The organism is Haloarcula quadrata, assembly GCF_003634715.1.
Taxonomy (GTDB): Archaea; Halobacteriota; Halobacteria; order Halobacteriales; family Haloarculaceae; genus Haloarcula; species Haloarcula marismortui.
This window is the reverse complement of the sequence record NZ_RBWW01000001.1, coordinates 614,711-629,240: the sequence shown is the minus strand read 5'-3', so window position 1 is coordinate 629,240 and position 14,530 is coordinate 614,711. Positions and strand designations below refer to the sequence as shown.

Genomic DNA, 14,530 nt, shown 5'->3' with positions numbered 1-14,530 from the left:
CAGCGAAACGGGGGCTTAGCGGCGCGATTCGCCGCCGAGGTACAGTCGAGACACCTCGGGGTCGTCGAGCAGTGAGTCAGCCTCGCCCTCGAACTTGACTGTCCCCTGGTCGAGGACGAACCCGCGGTCGGAGATGCCCAGACCCTCGCGGGCGTTCTGCTCGACCATGAGGATCGACGTGCCGAGGTCGTTGACCGTCTCAACGTCGTCGAACACCTCTTTCGCAGTGTTGGGTGCCAGACCGGCGCTTGGCTCGTCGATGAGCAACACGTCGGGCTCCATCACGAGCGCGCGGGCGAAGGCCAGCACCTGCCGCTGGCCGCCCGAGAGCGTCTTCGCGTTCGCGGTGCGTTTGTCGTCGAGGATGGGGAACCGGTCGTACAGTTCGGCCACGACCTCGTCGAGGCCGTCGTTGCGAGCGACCCCACCCATCCGGAGGTTCTCGTCGATGGTCAGCGAGCCGAACACGTTCTCGGTCTGTGGGACGTAGCCGACGCCGATTCGGACGATATCTTCCGGGGCCATCCCGCCGATTTCGCGGTCGCCAAGACGTACCGAGCCGGTCCATGGCTCCAGCATCCCGAACACCGTCTTGAGGACAGTGGACTTGCCGGCCCCATTCGGGCCGACGAGGCAAGCGATCTCCCCCTCGCCGAGCGTCAGTGAGAGGTCATCGAGTACCTGCACTTCACCGTAGCCGCTGTCGACGCCGTCGACGGTGAGGATAGGGTCGGTCATTCCGACGGCCCTCCGAGGTAGGCGTCGATGACGCGCTCGTCGCTCCGGACCGCCTCGGGCGGCCCTTCGGCGAGGACACTCCCCTGATTGAGGACGATAATCGGGTCGGCGAGCCGCATAATGAAGTTCATATCGTGTTCGATGATGAGGAAGGTGATGCCTTCCTCGTTGAGTTCCTCGATGAACCCCGCCAGTTTGTCGGCCAGCACAGGGTTGACCCCGGCGACCGGCTCATCGAGCAACAGCAGGTCGGGTTCGGCCATCATCCCGCGGGCCAGTTCGACCAGTTTCATCTGTCCGCCCGAGAGGTCCGTTGCTGGCTGGGTCGCCAGATCGCCAATTTCGAACCGTTCGAGCATCTGCTGGGCCTGTTCCAGCGAGCGCCGTTCCTCCTGTTCAACGGTACTCGGCGAGGTGAACAGCGGGATAATCGATTCCCCGGTCTGGTTGTGTGGTCCGACCAGTAGCGCCTCCCGAACGGTCATCCCCTCCGGTTTTCGCGGCGTCTGGAACGTCCGGATCATCCCCTGATCGGCGATCGCGTGGGGCTTCTGGCCGGTCACGTCAACGCCGTTGACCGAGACGGAGCCCGCATCGGGCTCGTAGAAGCCCGAGACGAGGTTGAACAGCGTCGATTTGCCGGCCCCGTTCGGACCGATGAGACCCGTAATCGTGCCGCGTTCGACCTCGATGGACGCGTCGTCCGTTGCCACGAGGCCGCCAAAGCGTTTCTCCAGCCCCTCAGCACGGAGAACGGGGTCGTCTTTCCCGAGAACCGGGCCGTCGGAGACGAGCGACTGCTCACTCATCGCGACCACCACCCATCGAGTCGGGCCAGATAAGTTCGCGCTCCGGCGGGAGAATCCCCTCCGGGCGGAGCCTGACGATAAAGATGATGAGCAAACCGACCAGCATGAGTCGGAGCGGTGCCGCGCCGATTGGCAGCGCCCCGGTGTCGGTCAGGAAGCGCGTCCCCTGCTGGATGGCGACGATAGTGAACCCACCCAGCATTGCGCCGCGGTCGCTGCCAGTGCCGCCGAGGATAACGGCGACCCAGACGTAGAACGTCGTGATCGGCTGGAGGTCCTGCGGGCTGACGAACAACACGAGGTGGGAGTAGAACACGCCCGCAAGCGCCATGATGAGGCTTCCGATGACAAAGGCCTGCATCTTGAACGCGAAGGTGTTCTTGCCCAGCGTCTCCGCGAGGTCCTCGTCGGTCCGAATCGTTCGGAGGACGCGGCCCCACGGCGACTGGTGGATGCGCCGGAGGAACAGATAGACCGCCGCGACAATCACCGTGACGAGAACGACGTTCAGCAGGCTGGTGACGACCGACTGGCTCATGTTGAACACCGGCGTCCCCCCCACGTTGAACACGTACGGATAGGTCAGGTCGCCGAGCACGGGCCAGTCGGAGAAAAACAGCGGGATGCCGGTCAGACCGGCACTGCCCGCCGTCCACTGCGATTCGTTGAGGATGAAGATACGCACGACCTCTGCAAGGCCCAGCGACGCAATTGCGAGGTAGTCGTCGCGGAGTTTCAGCGTCGGATATCCGATAATCACCGCGAGCACCGCGGCGAGTCCGAGACCGCCAAACAGCGCGATGACGGGGCTGACGCCGCCGGAGATAGGCGAGCCGGACGCCGTCAGCAATGCGGTCCCGTACGCGCCGAGGCCGAAGAACGCCGCGACGCTGAAGTTGATCATGCCACCGTACCCCCACTGGACGTTCAGCCCCATCGAGAGGAGCATGTACATCGCCGACAGCCCGATGAGATACAGCAGGTACGCTGGTGCAAGGAAGCCGGTCAAAACCGCGACGAGCAGGAGCGCGGCGAGCGCGCCGAGCAGTCCTACGACACCCTTCTCGCGCGGCGAGTACGTACCGACATCGAGTGTGCTCATGTCATATCACCCGCGATGCCGCGGGGCCTGACAAGCAGGACCGCGACCATGATGACGAACGCGACAGCCGGCGCGTAGGCGTTGCTGACCGGAAGGCCGACATCGCTGAGCAGCGGCGTCAGTTCGTGGAGCATCCCGATGAGGAGTCCACCGAGCATCGCGCCGTACACCGACCCGATACCGCCGAGGATGACTGCGGCGAACACGACCAGCAGGATGTTGAAGCCGATTCGCGGGTCGAGTTGGCTGTACAGCGCAAGGAAGACGCCGCCGGCGGCGGCCAGGGCGCTGCCGACAACCCACATGACGAGAATGACGCGGTCAGTTCGAATACCGCTCACGCGTGCAAGGTCGGGGTTGTCGGCCGTCGCGCGCATCTTCCGCCCAAGCGTCGTCCGCTGGAGCAGGAGATGCAGGCCGGCGACGAGGACCGCCGCGCTGACAATAATCGCCACGTCTCGCTGTGTGACTGCGACATTGAGCGTGTCAAGCAGCACCGGAATCGGTCCGCTGCGGCTGATATCGTACTGTAGAAAGTCCGTCCCGAAGGTCGCCTGTAGCACTGCGCGGTAGACGAACGCCACGCCGATGCTCGTGATGAGCAGCCCGATCGAGTCCGTATCGAGGGGCTTGTACACGAGAATATGAGTGAGGACGGCGACGACCGCCGCAAGCGCCATCCCGACCGCCAGAGACAGGAAGAACCCGATCGGGAGACCGAGAACGGTGCCGCCAAGGCCGCCAAACACACCGAACGCGACGAACGCCCCGTAGGCACCAAGCGTCATCGTATCGCCGTGTGCGAAGTTCGCGAAGTCGGCGATGCTGTAGACCAGCGAGAGCCCAATACTCCCGAGGATGATGATACTACTGAAAACGAGCCCGTTTGCCAGGTACTGTAATATCTGCGCCATTGGTGAAAATGGAAAAGGGTCGTGGCCGCCTTAGCCCTCGATGAAGCCGCTGGATTCGTACGCGTGGTCCACGACTTCGAACACCTGCAGCAACCCGACGGGATCACCGTTCTCGTCGAGGTCGATGGGGCCGCTCACGCCGGTGTAATCCACGTCCGACGGTGAGCCACCGTTCGCCAGAATCTCGTGTGCGTCCTCGTATGAGGTCGCCTCCTCACCCTCGGGACGGGTCACGTCCCGGACGACTTCCATGAGCGCCGAGCCCGTGAACTCGTCGGCGGCTTCGATAGCGAGCGCGCTGACGACCACCGCGTCGTAGGCGTAGGCCGACCACGACGTGGGTTCTTCGCCGAAGCGCTCTTGGAACTCCGAGACGAACGCCTGGTAGTTCTCGGCGTCCTGCGGGACGCTCGGAACCACGGCTTTCATTCCGTCGAGACTGCCCTCGGGAGCGGATTCGAGGACTTTCGGGCCCTTGACGCTGTCGCCGCCGTACCAGGCGGCCTGATCGGTAACACCCAGGTCGAACGCCTCCTGGGACATCGTCGCGAACTCCGGCTGGTAGGTGATGAACACCCACGCGTCGGCGTCGGTGTCAGACATCGAGGAGATTGTACTGCTGTAAGAAGACTGACCCTGGTCGTGGGGTTCGTTGTAGACGATTTCTCCGTCGTAGGCCTCGATAAAGGCCTCACCGACGGACTGCCCGTAATCGTTGTTGATCCAGGCCAGCGCGGCGGACTCATTACCATCCTCGTTGAGGAGCGATGAAATCGCCTCCGCCTGAGCCTTGCCGGCCGGCGGCATCCGGAGCAGGTCCGGGAAGTTCGTCAGGTTCGGGCTGGTGCTGTTCTGGCTGATCTGGACGACATCAGTGTTCTGGACAACGCTCTCGTGGATGGCCGTGCTGACGCCGCTCCCGACAGTACCGATGAGCAGCGGAACCTCTTCCTGATTGACGAGTGTCTGGGCTGCACTGACTCCACCCTGGCTCGTACTCTGGTCGTCCTGCTGTGAGATCGCCAGTTCGCCGCCACTAACACCGACGGAGTTGATATCGTCAAGCGCGATTTCCTTGCCGCGCTGGTTCCGCTGACCGAACGCCGACAGCGAACCGGAGAGGCTGTCAACCATCCCGATGGTGTAGGTTTCGGAGCCTGAGTCCGTCGAGGAATCCGTCGATTCGCCGTCGCCGCCGTCGCCACCGTCGCCCCCATCACCTTCGTCGGGAGCACCACCGGAACAGCCGGCAAGGCCGACAAGTCCGGCACTGGCAGCAGCTTTGATTACGCTTCGCCTGTCAATCGAACGCGTGTCATGTTCGTTCATGGTATACTGATATCCTTTTTCGCAAGTCCCTGTATAACCGTGTCCCCGTCCATGGTAGGCACCATGTTCTGGACAGCATACGAGAAGCCGTGAATTAATACTTCTGGAACGCGTTTGCCGCATAGAGTATCGCTACGGCTATGGAACGAACGGAGTTCATCACAGTAGATACGCACACGGGCGGAGAACCGACACGCATCGTACTCGACGGTATCGAGGCCGACACGCTTGCCGGAGAGACTGTCCGAGAGAGGCGTGACCGGTTCGAAGCCACGGCTGACGGCGTCCGGAAACTCCTCATGCAGGAGCCCCGCGGACACGCGGACATGTTCGGCGCGGTCCCGGTCCCGACTGACCGGGCCGACCTCGGGGTTTTCTTCATGGACACTGACGGCTATCTGGATATGTGTGGCCACGGCCTCATCGGGGTCGTCACCGCACTCATCGAGCGGGGCGAGCTTCCCGAAGCGCCAGAGTTGACCGTCGAAACCCCTGCAGGGCTCGTCGACGTGACGGTCAAGATAGCTGACGGCGTCGTCCGTCGCGTTGCGTTCGAAAACGTCGACAGTTACGTCTGTGAGACGGTTACCGTCGAACAGGATGGCGTCCCGGTCGAGGCTCGTATCGTCTATTCCGGGAACTACTTCGCCGTGGTCGACGCTGACAGCCTCGGGGTCGTGCTCAACAGCGAGGACGCCACGCAGTGTATCGACCCCGCACTGGAACTCCGCCGAGCAGTCAACGACGCCACACCCGAGGACCCAGTCACCGGAACGCGGGCAACCGTCTCAGCGGTCGAACTCACCGCTAGCGACGACAGCGACCGGAGCTGTGTGGTGTTCGCCGACGGCTCCGTCGACCGCTCCCCCTGTGGAACAGGCACGTGTGCGCGGTTGACGCTCCATCATGTCGACGGCGACCTCGCCGTCGGCGAGCGTGTCGAAGTTACCGGTCCAGTTGGGTCGACGTTCGAGGGGTATATTACCGACACCAGCGTCAACAGCGGTGTCACCGTGACCAGTCCAGTCGTTTCGGGCACAGCGCATATTACGGGCGAGCACACGTTTTATCAGAACGACGACGATACGCTCGGCAGTTTCACTCTCTCTTGATTTCAGGCTTCAGGTGTGTGATTTTTTTGGTAGGGGGTGCGTTTAGGCTGATATAGTGGCGTAGTTTCGATAATGATTCCGCCGATAGCGAACAACTTCGTCGCCGGGGAGACAGCGCCGGGGGCGCTCGACCACGTCGCTTCGCTCAATGACGACGATGTCAAGGGCATTCTGAATCTGTTAGGTGAACACTACGACGAGCGCCAGCCAGCCGACGAGGACGCAGACCAGTACGTCGAGTTGATACAGGAAATCGACAAGAGCGGCCTTGACTGCGCTGTCTCGGTCAAGCCATCACAGATCGGTCTCGATGTTGGGGACGACGTGTTCGTCGAGAATCTCGAACGTATCGTCGCGGCGGGTGACGACCACGGTGTCTTCGTCTGGGTCGATATGGAGGACTACACCACGACCGACGTAACCCTCGACGCATACGAACGGCTCGTCACAGAACACGAGGGCGGCGTCGGCGTCTGTACGCAGGCGAACCTCAAGCGGACGCCCGAGGACCTCGAACGGCTTGCACCCCTTCCCGGGAAGGTCCGGCTAGTCAAGGGAGCCTACTCCGAGCCCGAAGAGGTCTCCTACAAGAAGAAAGAGCGCGTCAACGAAGCCTATCGGGACTGTCTCGAACTGATGTTCGAGGAGTTTGAGGGCGGCATCGGCGTCGGTAGCCACGACCCGGCGATGATAGACTACGCGAAAGACCTCCACGACGAGTACGGCACCGACTACGAGGTGCAGATGCTGATGGGCGTCCGCGACGACGAACAACGCGACCTCGCCGCCGAGGGCATCCCGATGTGGCAGTACATCCCCTACGGCGACAAGTGGTTCTCCTACTTCTATCGGCGCGTCCGCGAGCGCAAGGAAAACGCGCTGTTCGCCGTCCGAGCCGTGCTGAGCTAAACTACTGGTCCGGGTCGAGCAGTTTTGCTTCTGCTTTCCGAAGGTGTTCGAGCAGCGTTGTCTTCGAAACGCCGAGTTTCGACGCGAGTTCGCGCGTCGAGATACCCCGTGGCCACGCGTAGTAGTCCTCCTGTCGGGCAAGTTCGAACGCCTCGCGCTGGCTGTCCGAAAGCCGGTCCATCCGGCGAAGTTGCTTCGGATTGCCGCCGCCAGCAGACGTGATTCGTGTGACCTCGATATCGGCCGATTGCTCCTCGCGGATCTCGTCGAGGAGTGACTCCGCTTCGTCGCGGGAGTCCGGGAAAAACACCGGCCAGTGCTCGCGACCATGCCGGACCCGAACCGGGTCGTTGTGGATGAACCCGCGCGAGAGCAGGCTATCGCTGATGGTGTTGTCCGGGTTGTACTCGACGAACAACTCGCGGGTCGTGTTCCCCGGCGACGAGCCCGTTCCAGTCGCGCCGTGACGCTCGCGCAACTCCAGCACAGAGTCAGTCAGTGACGAGTCACGAGTCGCGTCGATGAGCGCTTCAACGTCGCTAATACTGTCGGCGTACGCGGTGAACAGACCCTTCACGCTACCGTTCTGTGTGTTGTACACGCCGTGGGCCAGCAGACCCGCCGCCGTCTTGTCGGTAACTTCGAGCGTCCAGCAGTCAGGATGCCAGATGCTCAGGGTGAGTTGGAGTCCCCCGTGTTGTGATTGTGCGTTACTCATACTGAGCGCCCTCCGTATGAAGGGGTGCTAAGGATAGTCACGATATGGACGCAAATAAAGGTGCGGTTGATAAGGGGAACACCGACCATGGGAGATAATGCCGGATTGTAGAGGATATATCAGGTTATTGCCGACCCCTGACCATGGACGGTGGAACATATTGGTGGGGGACGCGTACAGTACCTATCATGAGTACAGACGACTCACGTCGACACTACATCGACGGTGAATGGACGACAGGCACCGGCGACGAAACGTTCACAAGTCAGAACCCGGCCACCGGCGAGGCCCTCGCCTCGTTCCACCGCGGAACGGAGGACGATGTCGACCACGCACTGGCTGCGGCAGAGGACGCCTACGACGAGTGGCGCTCGCTCTCGCACATCGACCGCGCGGAATACCTCTGGGACATCTACCACGAGCTGCGTGACCGCCACGAAGAACTCGGCGAAATCGTCACCATGGAGTGTGGCAAGGAGATCAGCGAAGGGCTGGCCGACGTCACCGAGTCCTGGCACATGGTCGAGTGGGCCGCCGGCAACGCCCGCCACCCCCACGGCGACGTGGTACCGTCGGAGATCGCCAGCAAGGACGCCTACATGCGGCGGAAGCCGAAGGGCGTCGTCGGCTGTATCACCCCGTGGAACTTCCCGGTCGCTATCCCGTTCTGGCACCTCGCAGTGACGCTGGTCGAGGGCAACACCGTCGTCTGGAAGCCCGCCGAACAGACCCCGTGGTGTGCCCACATCATCGCCGAGATGTTCGAGGACTCGGGCATCCCGGACGGCGTGTTCAACCTCGTGCAGGGCTATGGCGACGCCGGCAACGCCATCGTCGAGGACGACCGCGTCGAGACGGTCCTCTTTACCGGGAGCGCCGAAGTCGGCCACAAGATCGCCTCCAAGGTTGGTGGCGAGCCCGGCAAGATCGCCGCCTGCGAGATGGGTGGGAAGAACGCCGTCGTCGTTACAGATGAAGCTGACCTCGACGTCGCCGTCCACTCGGCCGTGATGTCGAGCTTCAAGACGACTGGCCAGCGCTGTGTCTCCTCGGAGCGCCTCATCGTCCACGAAGACCTCTACGACGAATTCAAGGAACGGTTCGTCGACATCGCCGAGGACATTGCCGTCGGCGACCCACTGGAGGAAGACACGTTCATGGGGCCGCTCATCGAGGAGGATCAGGTCGAGAAATTCAAACGCTACAACGACCTCGCCCGCGAGGAGGGCGCGAACGTGCTCGTCGACCGTGCCGACCTCGGTGCCGAGGAGATTCCCGATGGCCACGAGGAGGGTCACTGGGTCGGCCCGTTCGTCTACGAAGTCGACTACGACGAGGACCTGCGTTGCATCAACGAGGAAGTGTTCGGTCCCCACGTCGCACTGCTTGAGTACTCGGGTGACTTCGACGAGGCGCTGGAGATGCACAACAGCGTCGACTACGGCCTCGCCGGGGCCATCATCTCCGAGGACTACCGCCAGATCAACCAGTTCCGTGACGAGGCTGAAATCGGTCTCGCCTACGGGAACCTTCCGTGTATCGGCGCGGAGGTCCACCTGCCCTTCGGCGGCGTCAAGAAGTCCGGGAACGGCCTCCCGAGTGGCCGCGAGGTCATCGAGGCCGTCACCGAGCGCACCGCCTGGACGCTGAACAACTCCAAGGACATCGAGATGGCACAGGGTCTGTCAGCCGATATCATCACCGATGAGTAAGTCCGTCCAGTCGCCGGAGGTCGGGTCCGTCTGTCCGCGCTGTCGCGGCGAGACGACGACAGCGAAAGGCATCGAGACGTGCACCGACTGCTCGTGGGTCGGTTGCCTCGGCGCTGACTGACGCGACGACCACGCTTTTTTGTACGGCCCCAGCGTCTGTCCCACACCGTGACGGGGGCCATGGACTGGGTTCACGGTCCAACTTTTCCAAACCTTAAACCTCTCCCCGTCGAAGTACCGTCTATGAGCGACAACGACAGCAGGAAGAACCTGCGGATGCCGGAAGAGGACGAGGTGTTCGCCGTCGTCATGGACATGCTTGGCGCGAACCGCGTCAAGGTACGCTGTATGGACGGCGTCGAGCGCACAGCCCGGATTCCGGGCAAGATGCAAAAGCGGATCTGGATACGCGAAGACGACGTGGTCCTCGTCGAACCATGGGACTGGCAAGACGAGAAAGCCGACATCACGTGGCGCTATGAGAAACAGGACGCCGACCAACTGCGCGAGGAGGGCCACATTCAGGAGTAGCCTGATATGTATCTGGCCGCGCGCTCGACGGAGGCACAAGCGTGACAGAGGGGCAGTTCGGCCTGCTCGATACGGACGACGTCGACTCACCGGGTGACGAATGGGAAGAGGTCGACGTTTCCGACACGGAAGCCGACCGTATCGCCCGCAAACGGGACCGCGAGTTCAGCGAGTTCCGCAAGCGCATCAAGGACGCAGACCAGTTCAAGGTCGAGGCCAGCGTCTTCGACGATGCCACCTACGGCGCGCTGTACAAGCTCGTGCAGGACGGCCACATCGACGCCTTCGGCGGGCCGATTTCGACAGGCAAGGAGGCCAACGTCTACACGGCGCTGTCGGGCGAGACGGAGGTCGCAGTCAAAGTATACCGCATCAACGCATCCGATTTCAAGGATATGCGGAGCTATCTCGACGGCGACCCCCGCTTCGAGGGCATCGGCTCGGACAAAAAGAAGGTCGTCACCGCGTGGGTCCGCAAAGAGTCGTCGAATCTCAAGCGCGCCCGCCGGGCCGGCGTCCGGACGCCGGAACCCATCGCCGTCGAGCGGAACGTTCTCGTGATGGAGTATCTCGGGACCGAGGAGGGCCGTAGCAAACGTCTCAGCGAGGTTCACATCGAGAACCCCGAGACGGCCTACGAGGTTGTCAAGGAGTACACCCGCCGGCTGTACGACGCCGGCCTCGTCCACGGCGACCTCTCTGAGTACAACATCGTCTTCCACGAAGGTCAGCTGTATATCATCGACCTCGGGCAAGCGGTGACCATCCACCATCCTAACGCCGACGACTTTCTGGAACGGGACTGCCGCAACGTCGCGAACTTCTTCGCCAGACAGGGCGTCGACGCCACGCCGGAGGAACTGCTCGCGTATGTCCGAGAGTACGCGACGCCGAAAGACAAGGCCGACACCGCGCCGGGCAGCGACGACGACGCCGTCCCGCAGGGAACACCAGCCGACCGCCGCGACGACGAGTAGTCACCAGCTTTCTGTTCGCACGGAGCGGTTTCGGCAGGTGAGAACGTATTGCCGTAGCGATAAGTGAATTGCTATCAGTACCAGTCATTCCGACGCTTTCTGGAGATGAAATCGCAGTACTGCGCGGTTTTCACCCATTTCCTCACAACTTATTTTGATTGTGAAAACCACAGTATGTAAGGTGTTAGATGTTGTATATCTCAGCATGTGTGACCTGTCACAGTGCTTCTCATACCGGGTGAGTCGTCACTGGTTTGGCCCGAGTAGGTGCGACTGATGGACACCGACCCAGCAGACAGCAGTTCGGACCAACAGACAGCGGACAGCGACGACTCGGTCTCTGAACGCCTCATTGAGGGGCTGTCCTCGCATGCAGTGTTCATGCTCGACACAGATGGCACCATCACGACGTGGCCTGAGCCGGCAGCGTCACTGTACGGCTACGACCGGGACGCGACAGTCGGCCAGCACGTTGACATGCTGTTTGCCGACCCCGAGGAGATGGAGACAACCGTTGAATCGCTGTTGATCGAGGTGGCGAGCGGCCCCGTCGAGACACAGCACTGGCACCGGCGGGCTGATGGGTCCGTGTTCTGGGCCACCCTCTCGCTCTCGCAACTCGAGGACGGAGAGCTGACAGGGTTCGTCGCAGTCAGCCAGGACACGACAGAGAAACACCAGTACGACAAGATGCTTGAACGACAGAACGACCGGCTCAAGGAGTTCACCGACATCCTCGCCCACGACCTGAAGAGCCCGCTCAGCGTCATCTCCTCGCGGGTGCATCTGGCCCGCGAGACGGGTGATGAGGAACATCTTGATGCCCTCGAAGAAACGAGCGACAGGATGGCCCGTCTCGTTGACGACCTGCTCTCTGTCGCCGAGCAAGGAAACGTCGTCACCGACCCGGAAACGACGAACGTTCAGGCCGTTGTTAACACTGCCTGGGAGGGACACGGCGAAACCACCGACCGAGCCACGCTCCACTACGAGGACATCGGCTCGGTGAGCGCAGACGCCGACCGCCTCATCGAACTGTTCGAGAACCTCTTTCAGAACAGCATTCGACACGGCGACGGGGCCGTTATCGTCCGCGTCGGCCCACTTGACAACGGCTTCTACGTCGAAGACGACGGCCCGGGAATCCCAGACGAAATCAAGGACAACGTGTTCGACCACGGCTTCACCACTGCCGAGGATGGCAGTGGCTACGGGCTCTCGATTGTCCGGACCATCGCGGGCGCACACGGCTGGGACATCCTCGTCACCGACAGTGACACGGGCGGCGCGCGGTTCGAAATCACCGGCGTCGAGTTTCTGGACTGAAGCGGGTTCTGCCGGCGGACGGCCGCCCGGCACTTGTCAGTCACGCGACGGTAGTGTTTAGTTAGTAGCATTGTGCCAGCGAGCGAAACTCAGCAACCAATTTTCGGCTGTTTCCGGTTCGACATGGCTAAAGCAATTCGAAAACGACGAGGTTCGTCGCTTTAGTTCTCGAAAAATCCGTTCGACAGCGTTCCGATTTCCGTGGCGAGACATCTGAAATCGGAGTCCAGCTCGTTGCAGTGCAGTTTGAAGATGTTGAGCGCCATCGACGAGAAAGACGGCAGTTTCGACGTCGTGTTTTTGCCGAAGTTCGCGCAAGAAAATTTCTGTGAGAGTGGTCGTAGTCGTCGCAAATAGCCGGATGTGAAGCAGTTCGTTCGACTGCGGATCGGCCGCGGCGTACAGCCAGAACTGCTGATCGTTGATCCGAATCACTGTTTCGTCAATCGGCATCGGTTTACCCCCAGAACGATTTCGGTACTCTCTCGTAGATTGCCCCTGACCTGCCAGTAGGTCAATGCAGGCGACAAAGGCGATTGTGAGGGATGGTCTCTCTGACAGAGACCATCCCGTGTCGTCTGCTTTGGGGAGTGCAGTCGCGTGACTTCCTCAGATGACAGCGTTGAGGTTTCGCGTGAGGAACTTCTTGCGCTCAAAAATCGTGTTGAGAAGCTTGAACAGGAGAATCAACACCTCCGCGAAGAGAACAAGCGGCTCAGAGCCAAACTTCGCTGGCACGAAGGACCGCACACCCCCTCCAGTCAGAAACAATCTGACTCTGAGGAGTCGTCCTCGTCTTCATCCGACGAGGACGACGAAGAACCTCGTACTGACGGCGGGACACCGGGTCGAAAATCCGGCCATAATCCCGAGTGGCGGTCTGCACCCGATCCAGATGAGGAGGTCGAAGTCACGTGTGACTGTTGCCCTGACTGTGGTGAGCAGTTCGATGAGTCGGAGGGCGTCAGCCCGCGACTCGTCGAAGAGATTCCTGATCCGCAGCCTGTGGAAGCTACCCAGTACAACCGCCATTACTACGAGTGCGACTCGTGCGGAACCGAGACGGTGGCATCACACCCCGACTGCCCCGATGAGGGGCAGTTCGGGGTGAACGTCATCGCGCAGGCGGCTCTTTCCCGGTACGATCACCGGCTTCCCTACCGAAAGATCGCTGATCGTTTCAACCAACTCCACGGATTGGACCTTTCGGGCGCGTCCGCGTGGCATGCGACCGAGCGCGCAGCGCGCGCCGGTCGCTCGGAGTACGAGCAGATACGTAGACAGATTCAACAGGCCGACGTGGTCAACGTTGATGAAACGGGAATCAAGCGCGACGGAGACCAAGCGTGGCTCTGGACGTTCCGAACGGACAAGCACACGCTGTACGCCGTCCGGGAAAGTCGTGGCCACGATGTTCCTGCGGAAGTCCTCGGGGAGGACTTCGCAGGAACGATTATCTGTGACGGGTGGACAGCGTACCCAGCTTTCAGCAAGAAACTCCAGCGGTGTTGGGCGCACATTCTCCGGGAGGCCGAGGATGCTGCCGAACAGCAGGAAGAAGGCGAACCGATCTACCGAGCGCTCACACAGTTGTATGCCGCTCTCCAGACTCAGCTGGAGAGCGACTTGACACTGCGCGAGCGGGCAGAATTACAGCGTGTCGCGCGGAGAGAACTCGAATCGTTGATTGAGCGGTCGGTCCCCGACGGACCAGTGGCAACACTACTCGGGAAGATCGAAGGAGGCCTCGACCACTGGCTCACCTTCGTCGGTGAGCCAGCGGTCTCGCCGACGAACAACGCTGCGGAAAACGCGCTACGTGAACCAGTCGTTCTTCGGAAAATCATCGGGACACTCCGGAACGACCGCGGAATGTTCGTCCACGAAACCCTCTTCTCCCTGCTGGCAACGTGGAGCCAGCAGGGACGCAATCCCTATGAGGAACTCAAGCGAGTCGTTCGGGACAACGAGATGATCTCACGAGCTCGCGCTGTACCGGTCGTTGAATCCACAGGGTAAACACATACGTCAATCGCAATCTGATTCGGAGATTTTCCAGAGTCGGGCTGTAGATCGGCTTTCTGCACCCAATCGTGGACGGCTTTGCGACTGCGTTGGACACCCAGATCTTCGAGTAATTCAACGGTATTCGATAGCGAGAGGCCCGCAACGTGCGATTGAATACCCAACGCCATCGCTGGCTCGGGTGTCCGCTCGCGCTCCACAAAACCCAAATCAATCCAGTCTCTACATCCGCTGAGGCGCGTGATTTCTGCCATGGACAGCTGAAATCACTCTCGCCTCACTTTTCACGCTTAACTAAACACGACCCACGCGACTGCCGAAGTTTTAA

General features: G+C 61.3%; 14 protein-coding genes and 2 pseudogenes. 8 read left to right on the top strand and 8 right to left on the bottom strand.

What is annotated here, in order from left to right:
• Nucleotides 1-15 precede the first annotated feature (15 nt).
• Genes BDK61_RS03265 through BDK61_RS03245 form a run of 5 tightly spaced genes read right to left on the bottom strand, consistent with a single transcriptional unit; the run spans nt 16 to nt 4,892 of the window.
• Nucleotides 16-738: an ABC transporter ATP-binding protein gene (locus tag BDK61_RS03265; RefSeq protein ID WP_121302289.1), complete on the bottom strand. Its 723-nt coding sequence runs from the start codon at nt 736-738 to the stop codon at nt 16-18.
• A complete protein-coding gene (locus BDK61_RS03260; RefSeq protein ID WP_121302288.1) occupies nt 735-1,547 on the bottom strand; it encodes an ABC transporter ATP-binding protein in 813 nt (270 codons plus the stop codon). Before BDK61_RS03260 ends, BDK61_RS03265 begins: the two co-directional genes overlap by 4 nt.
• A complete protein-coding gene (locus tag BDK61_RS03255) occupies nt 1,540-2,649 on the bottom strand; it encodes a branched-chain amino acid ABC transporter permease (protein WP_011224245.1) in 1,110 nt (369 codons plus the stop codon). The genes BDK61_RS03260 and BDK61_RS03255 overlap by 8 nt, the downstream gene beginning before the upstream one ends.
• Nucleotides 2,646-3,563, bottom strand: coding sequence for a branched-chain amino acid ABC transporter permease (locus BDK61_RS03250; RefSeq protein WP_011224246.1), 918 nt, complete (start codon nt 3,561-3,563; stop codon nt 2,646-2,648). Before BDK61_RS03250 ends, BDK61_RS03255 begins: the two co-directional genes overlap by 4 nt.
• A gap of 30 nt (nt 3,564-3,593) precedes the next feature.
• Nucleotides 3,594-4,892 (bottom strand): ABC transporter substrate-binding protein, encoded by a 1,299-nt coding sequence (locus tag BDK61_RS03245; protein WP_049939009.1) that lies wholly within the window; start codon nt 4,890-4,892, stop codon nt 3,594-3,596.
• Nucleotides 4,893-5,032: 140 nt separating this feature from the next.
• Here BDK61_RS03245 and BDK61_RS03240 point away from each other — a divergent pair, with 140 nt between their 5' ends.
• The gene (locus BDK61_RS03240; protein WP_121302287.1) at nt 5,033-6,004 is read left to right on the top strand and encodes a proline racemase family protein; all 972 of its coding nucleotides are present in this window, start codon (nt 5,033-5,035) and stop codon (nt 6,002-6,004) included.
• Between the two features lie 72 nt (nt 6,005-6,076).
• Nucleotides 6,077-6,913: a proline dehydrogenase family protein gene (locus tag BDK61_RS03235; RefSeq protein WP_004959207.1), complete on the top strand. Its 837-nt coding sequence runs from the start codon at nt 6,077-6,079 to the stop codon at nt 6,911-6,913.
• Between the two features lies 1 nt (nt 6,914).
• Here BDK61_RS03235 and BDK61_RS03230 read toward each other — a convergent pair whose 3' ends face one another.
• Nucleotides 6,915-7,631: a helix-turn-helix domain-containing protein gene (locus BDK61_RS03230; RefSeq protein ID WP_004959217.1), complete on the bottom strand. Its 717-nt coding sequence runs from the start codon at nt 7,629-7,631 to the stop codon at nt 6,915-6,917.
• A 188-nt stretch (nt 7,632-7,819) separates the two neighbouring features.
• Between BDK61_RS03230 and BDK61_RS03225 the strand changes: the two genes are divergently transcribed.
• The 5 genes from BDK61_RS03225 to BDK61_RS03210 all read left to right on the top strand — a co-directional run bounded on the left by BDK61_RS03225 (nt 7,820) and on the right by BDK61_RS03210 (nt 12,177).
• Nucleotides 7,820-9,343, top strand: coding sequence for an aldehyde dehydrogenase family protein (locus tag BDK61_RS03225; RefSeq protein ID WP_007189435.1), 1,524 nt, complete (start codon nt 7,820-7,822; stop codon nt 9,341-9,343).
• The gene (locus BDK61_RS24125) at nt 9,336-9,464 is read left to right on the top strand and encodes a hypothetical protein (protein WP_007189436.1); all 129 of its coding nucleotides are present in this window, start codon (nt 9,336-9,338) and stop codon (nt 9,462-9,464) included. The genes BDK61_RS03225 and BDK61_RS24125 overlap by 8 nt, the downstream gene beginning before the upstream one ends.
• A gap of 122 nt (nt 9,465-9,586) precedes the next feature.
• Complete coding sequence (gene eif1A / locus BDK61_RS03220) at nt 9,587-9,874, top strand: translation initiation factor eIF-1A (protein WP_004516096.1); 288 nt, start codon at nt 9,587-9,589, stop codon at nt 9,872-9,874.
• Between the two features lie 41 nt (nt 9,875-9,915).
• A complete protein-coding gene (gene rio1 / locus BDK61_RS03215) occupies nt 9,916-10,851 on the top strand; it encodes a serine/threonine-protein kinase Rio1 (protein ID WP_004959225.1) in 936 nt (311 codons plus the stop codon).
• Between the two features lie 276 nt (nt 10,852-11,127).
• Nucleotides 11,128-12,177 carry a sensor histidine kinase gene (locus BDK61_RS03210; protein ID WP_121302286.1) on the top strand — a complete coding sequence of 350 codons (1,050 nt, stop codon included), beginning with the start codon at nt 11,128-11,130 and terminating at the stop codon, nt 12,175-12,177.
• Nucleotides 12,178-12,234: 57 nt separating this feature from the next.
• On the opposite strand, the gene BDK61_RS03205 is transcribed toward BDK61_RS03210, so the two are convergent.
• Nucleotides 12,235-12,696 carry an IS6 family transposase gene (locus BDK61_RS03205; RefSeq protein ID WP_394337632.1) on the bottom strand — a complete coding sequence of 154 codons (462 nt, stop codon included), beginning with the start codon at nt 12,694-12,696 and terminating at the stop codon, nt 12,235-12,237.
• Between the two features lie 26 nt (nt 12,697-12,722).
• On the opposite strand from BDK61_RS03205, the pseudogene tnpC reads away from it, so the two are divergent.
• Nucleotides 12,723-14,196, top strand: a pseudogene (tnpC, locus tag BDK61_RS03200) (IS66 family transposase).
• On the opposite strand, the pseudogene BDK61_RS03195 reads toward tnpC, so the two are convergent.
• A pseudogene (locus BDK61_RS03195) lies at nt 14,184-14,456 on the bottom strand (IS6 family transposase); the annotation flags it as partial. The pseudogenes tnpC and BDK61_RS03195 sit on opposite strands and share 13 nt — an antisense overlap.
• Nucleotides 14,457-14,530: the final 74 nt, after the last annotated feature.

Bases quoted from the DNA above. Each gene is read 5' to 3' on its own strand.
- BDK61_RS24125 (WP_007189436.1), top strand. From the start codon at position 9,336: ATGAGTAAGTCCGTCCAGTCGCCGGAGGTCGGGTCCGTCTGTCCGCGC.
- BDK61_RS03240 (WP_121302287.1), top strand. From the start codon at position 5,033: ATGGAACGAACGGAGTTCATCACAGTAGATACGCACACGGGCGGAGAA.
- BDK61_RS03245 (WP_049939009.1), bottom strand. From the start codon at position 4,892: ATGAACGAACATGACACGCGTTCGATTGACAGGCGAAGCGTAATCAAA.
- BDK61_RS03265 (WP_121302289.1), bottom strand. From the start codon at position 738: ATGACCGACCCTATCCTCACCGTCGACGGCGTCGACAGCGGCTACGGT.
- BDK61_RS03255 (WP_011224245.1), bottom strand. From the start codon at position 2,649: ATGAGCACACTCGATGTCGGTACGTACTCGCCGCGCGAGAAGGGTGTC.
- eif1A (WP_004516096.1), top strand. From the start codon at position 9,587: ATGAGCGACAACGACAGCAGGAAGAACCTGCGGATGCCGGAAGAGGAC.
- BDK61_RS03230 (WP_004959217.1), bottom strand. From the start codon at position 7,631: ATGAGTAACGCACAATCACAACACGGGGGACTCCAACTCACCCTGAGC.
- BDK61_RS03235 (WP_004959207.1), top strand. From the start codon at position 6,077: ATGATTCCGCCGATAGCGAACAACTTCGTCGCCGGGGAGACAGCGCCG.
- BDK61_RS03250 (WP_011224246.1), bottom strand. From the start codon at position 3,563: ATGGCGCAGATATTACAGTACCTGGCAAACGGGCTCGTTTTCAGTAGT.
- BDK61_RS03210 (WP_121302286.1), top strand. From the start codon at position 11,128: ATGGACACCGACCCAGCAGACAGCAGTTCGGACCAACAGACAGCGGAC.
- BDK61_RS03260 (WP_121302288.1), bottom strand. From the start codon at position 1,547: ATGAGTGAGCAGTCGCTCGTCTCCGACGGCCCGGTTCTCGGGAAAGAC.
- BDK61_RS03225 (WP_007189435.1), top strand. From the start codon at position 7,820: ATGAGTACAGACGACTCACGTCGACACTACATCGACGGTGAATGGACG.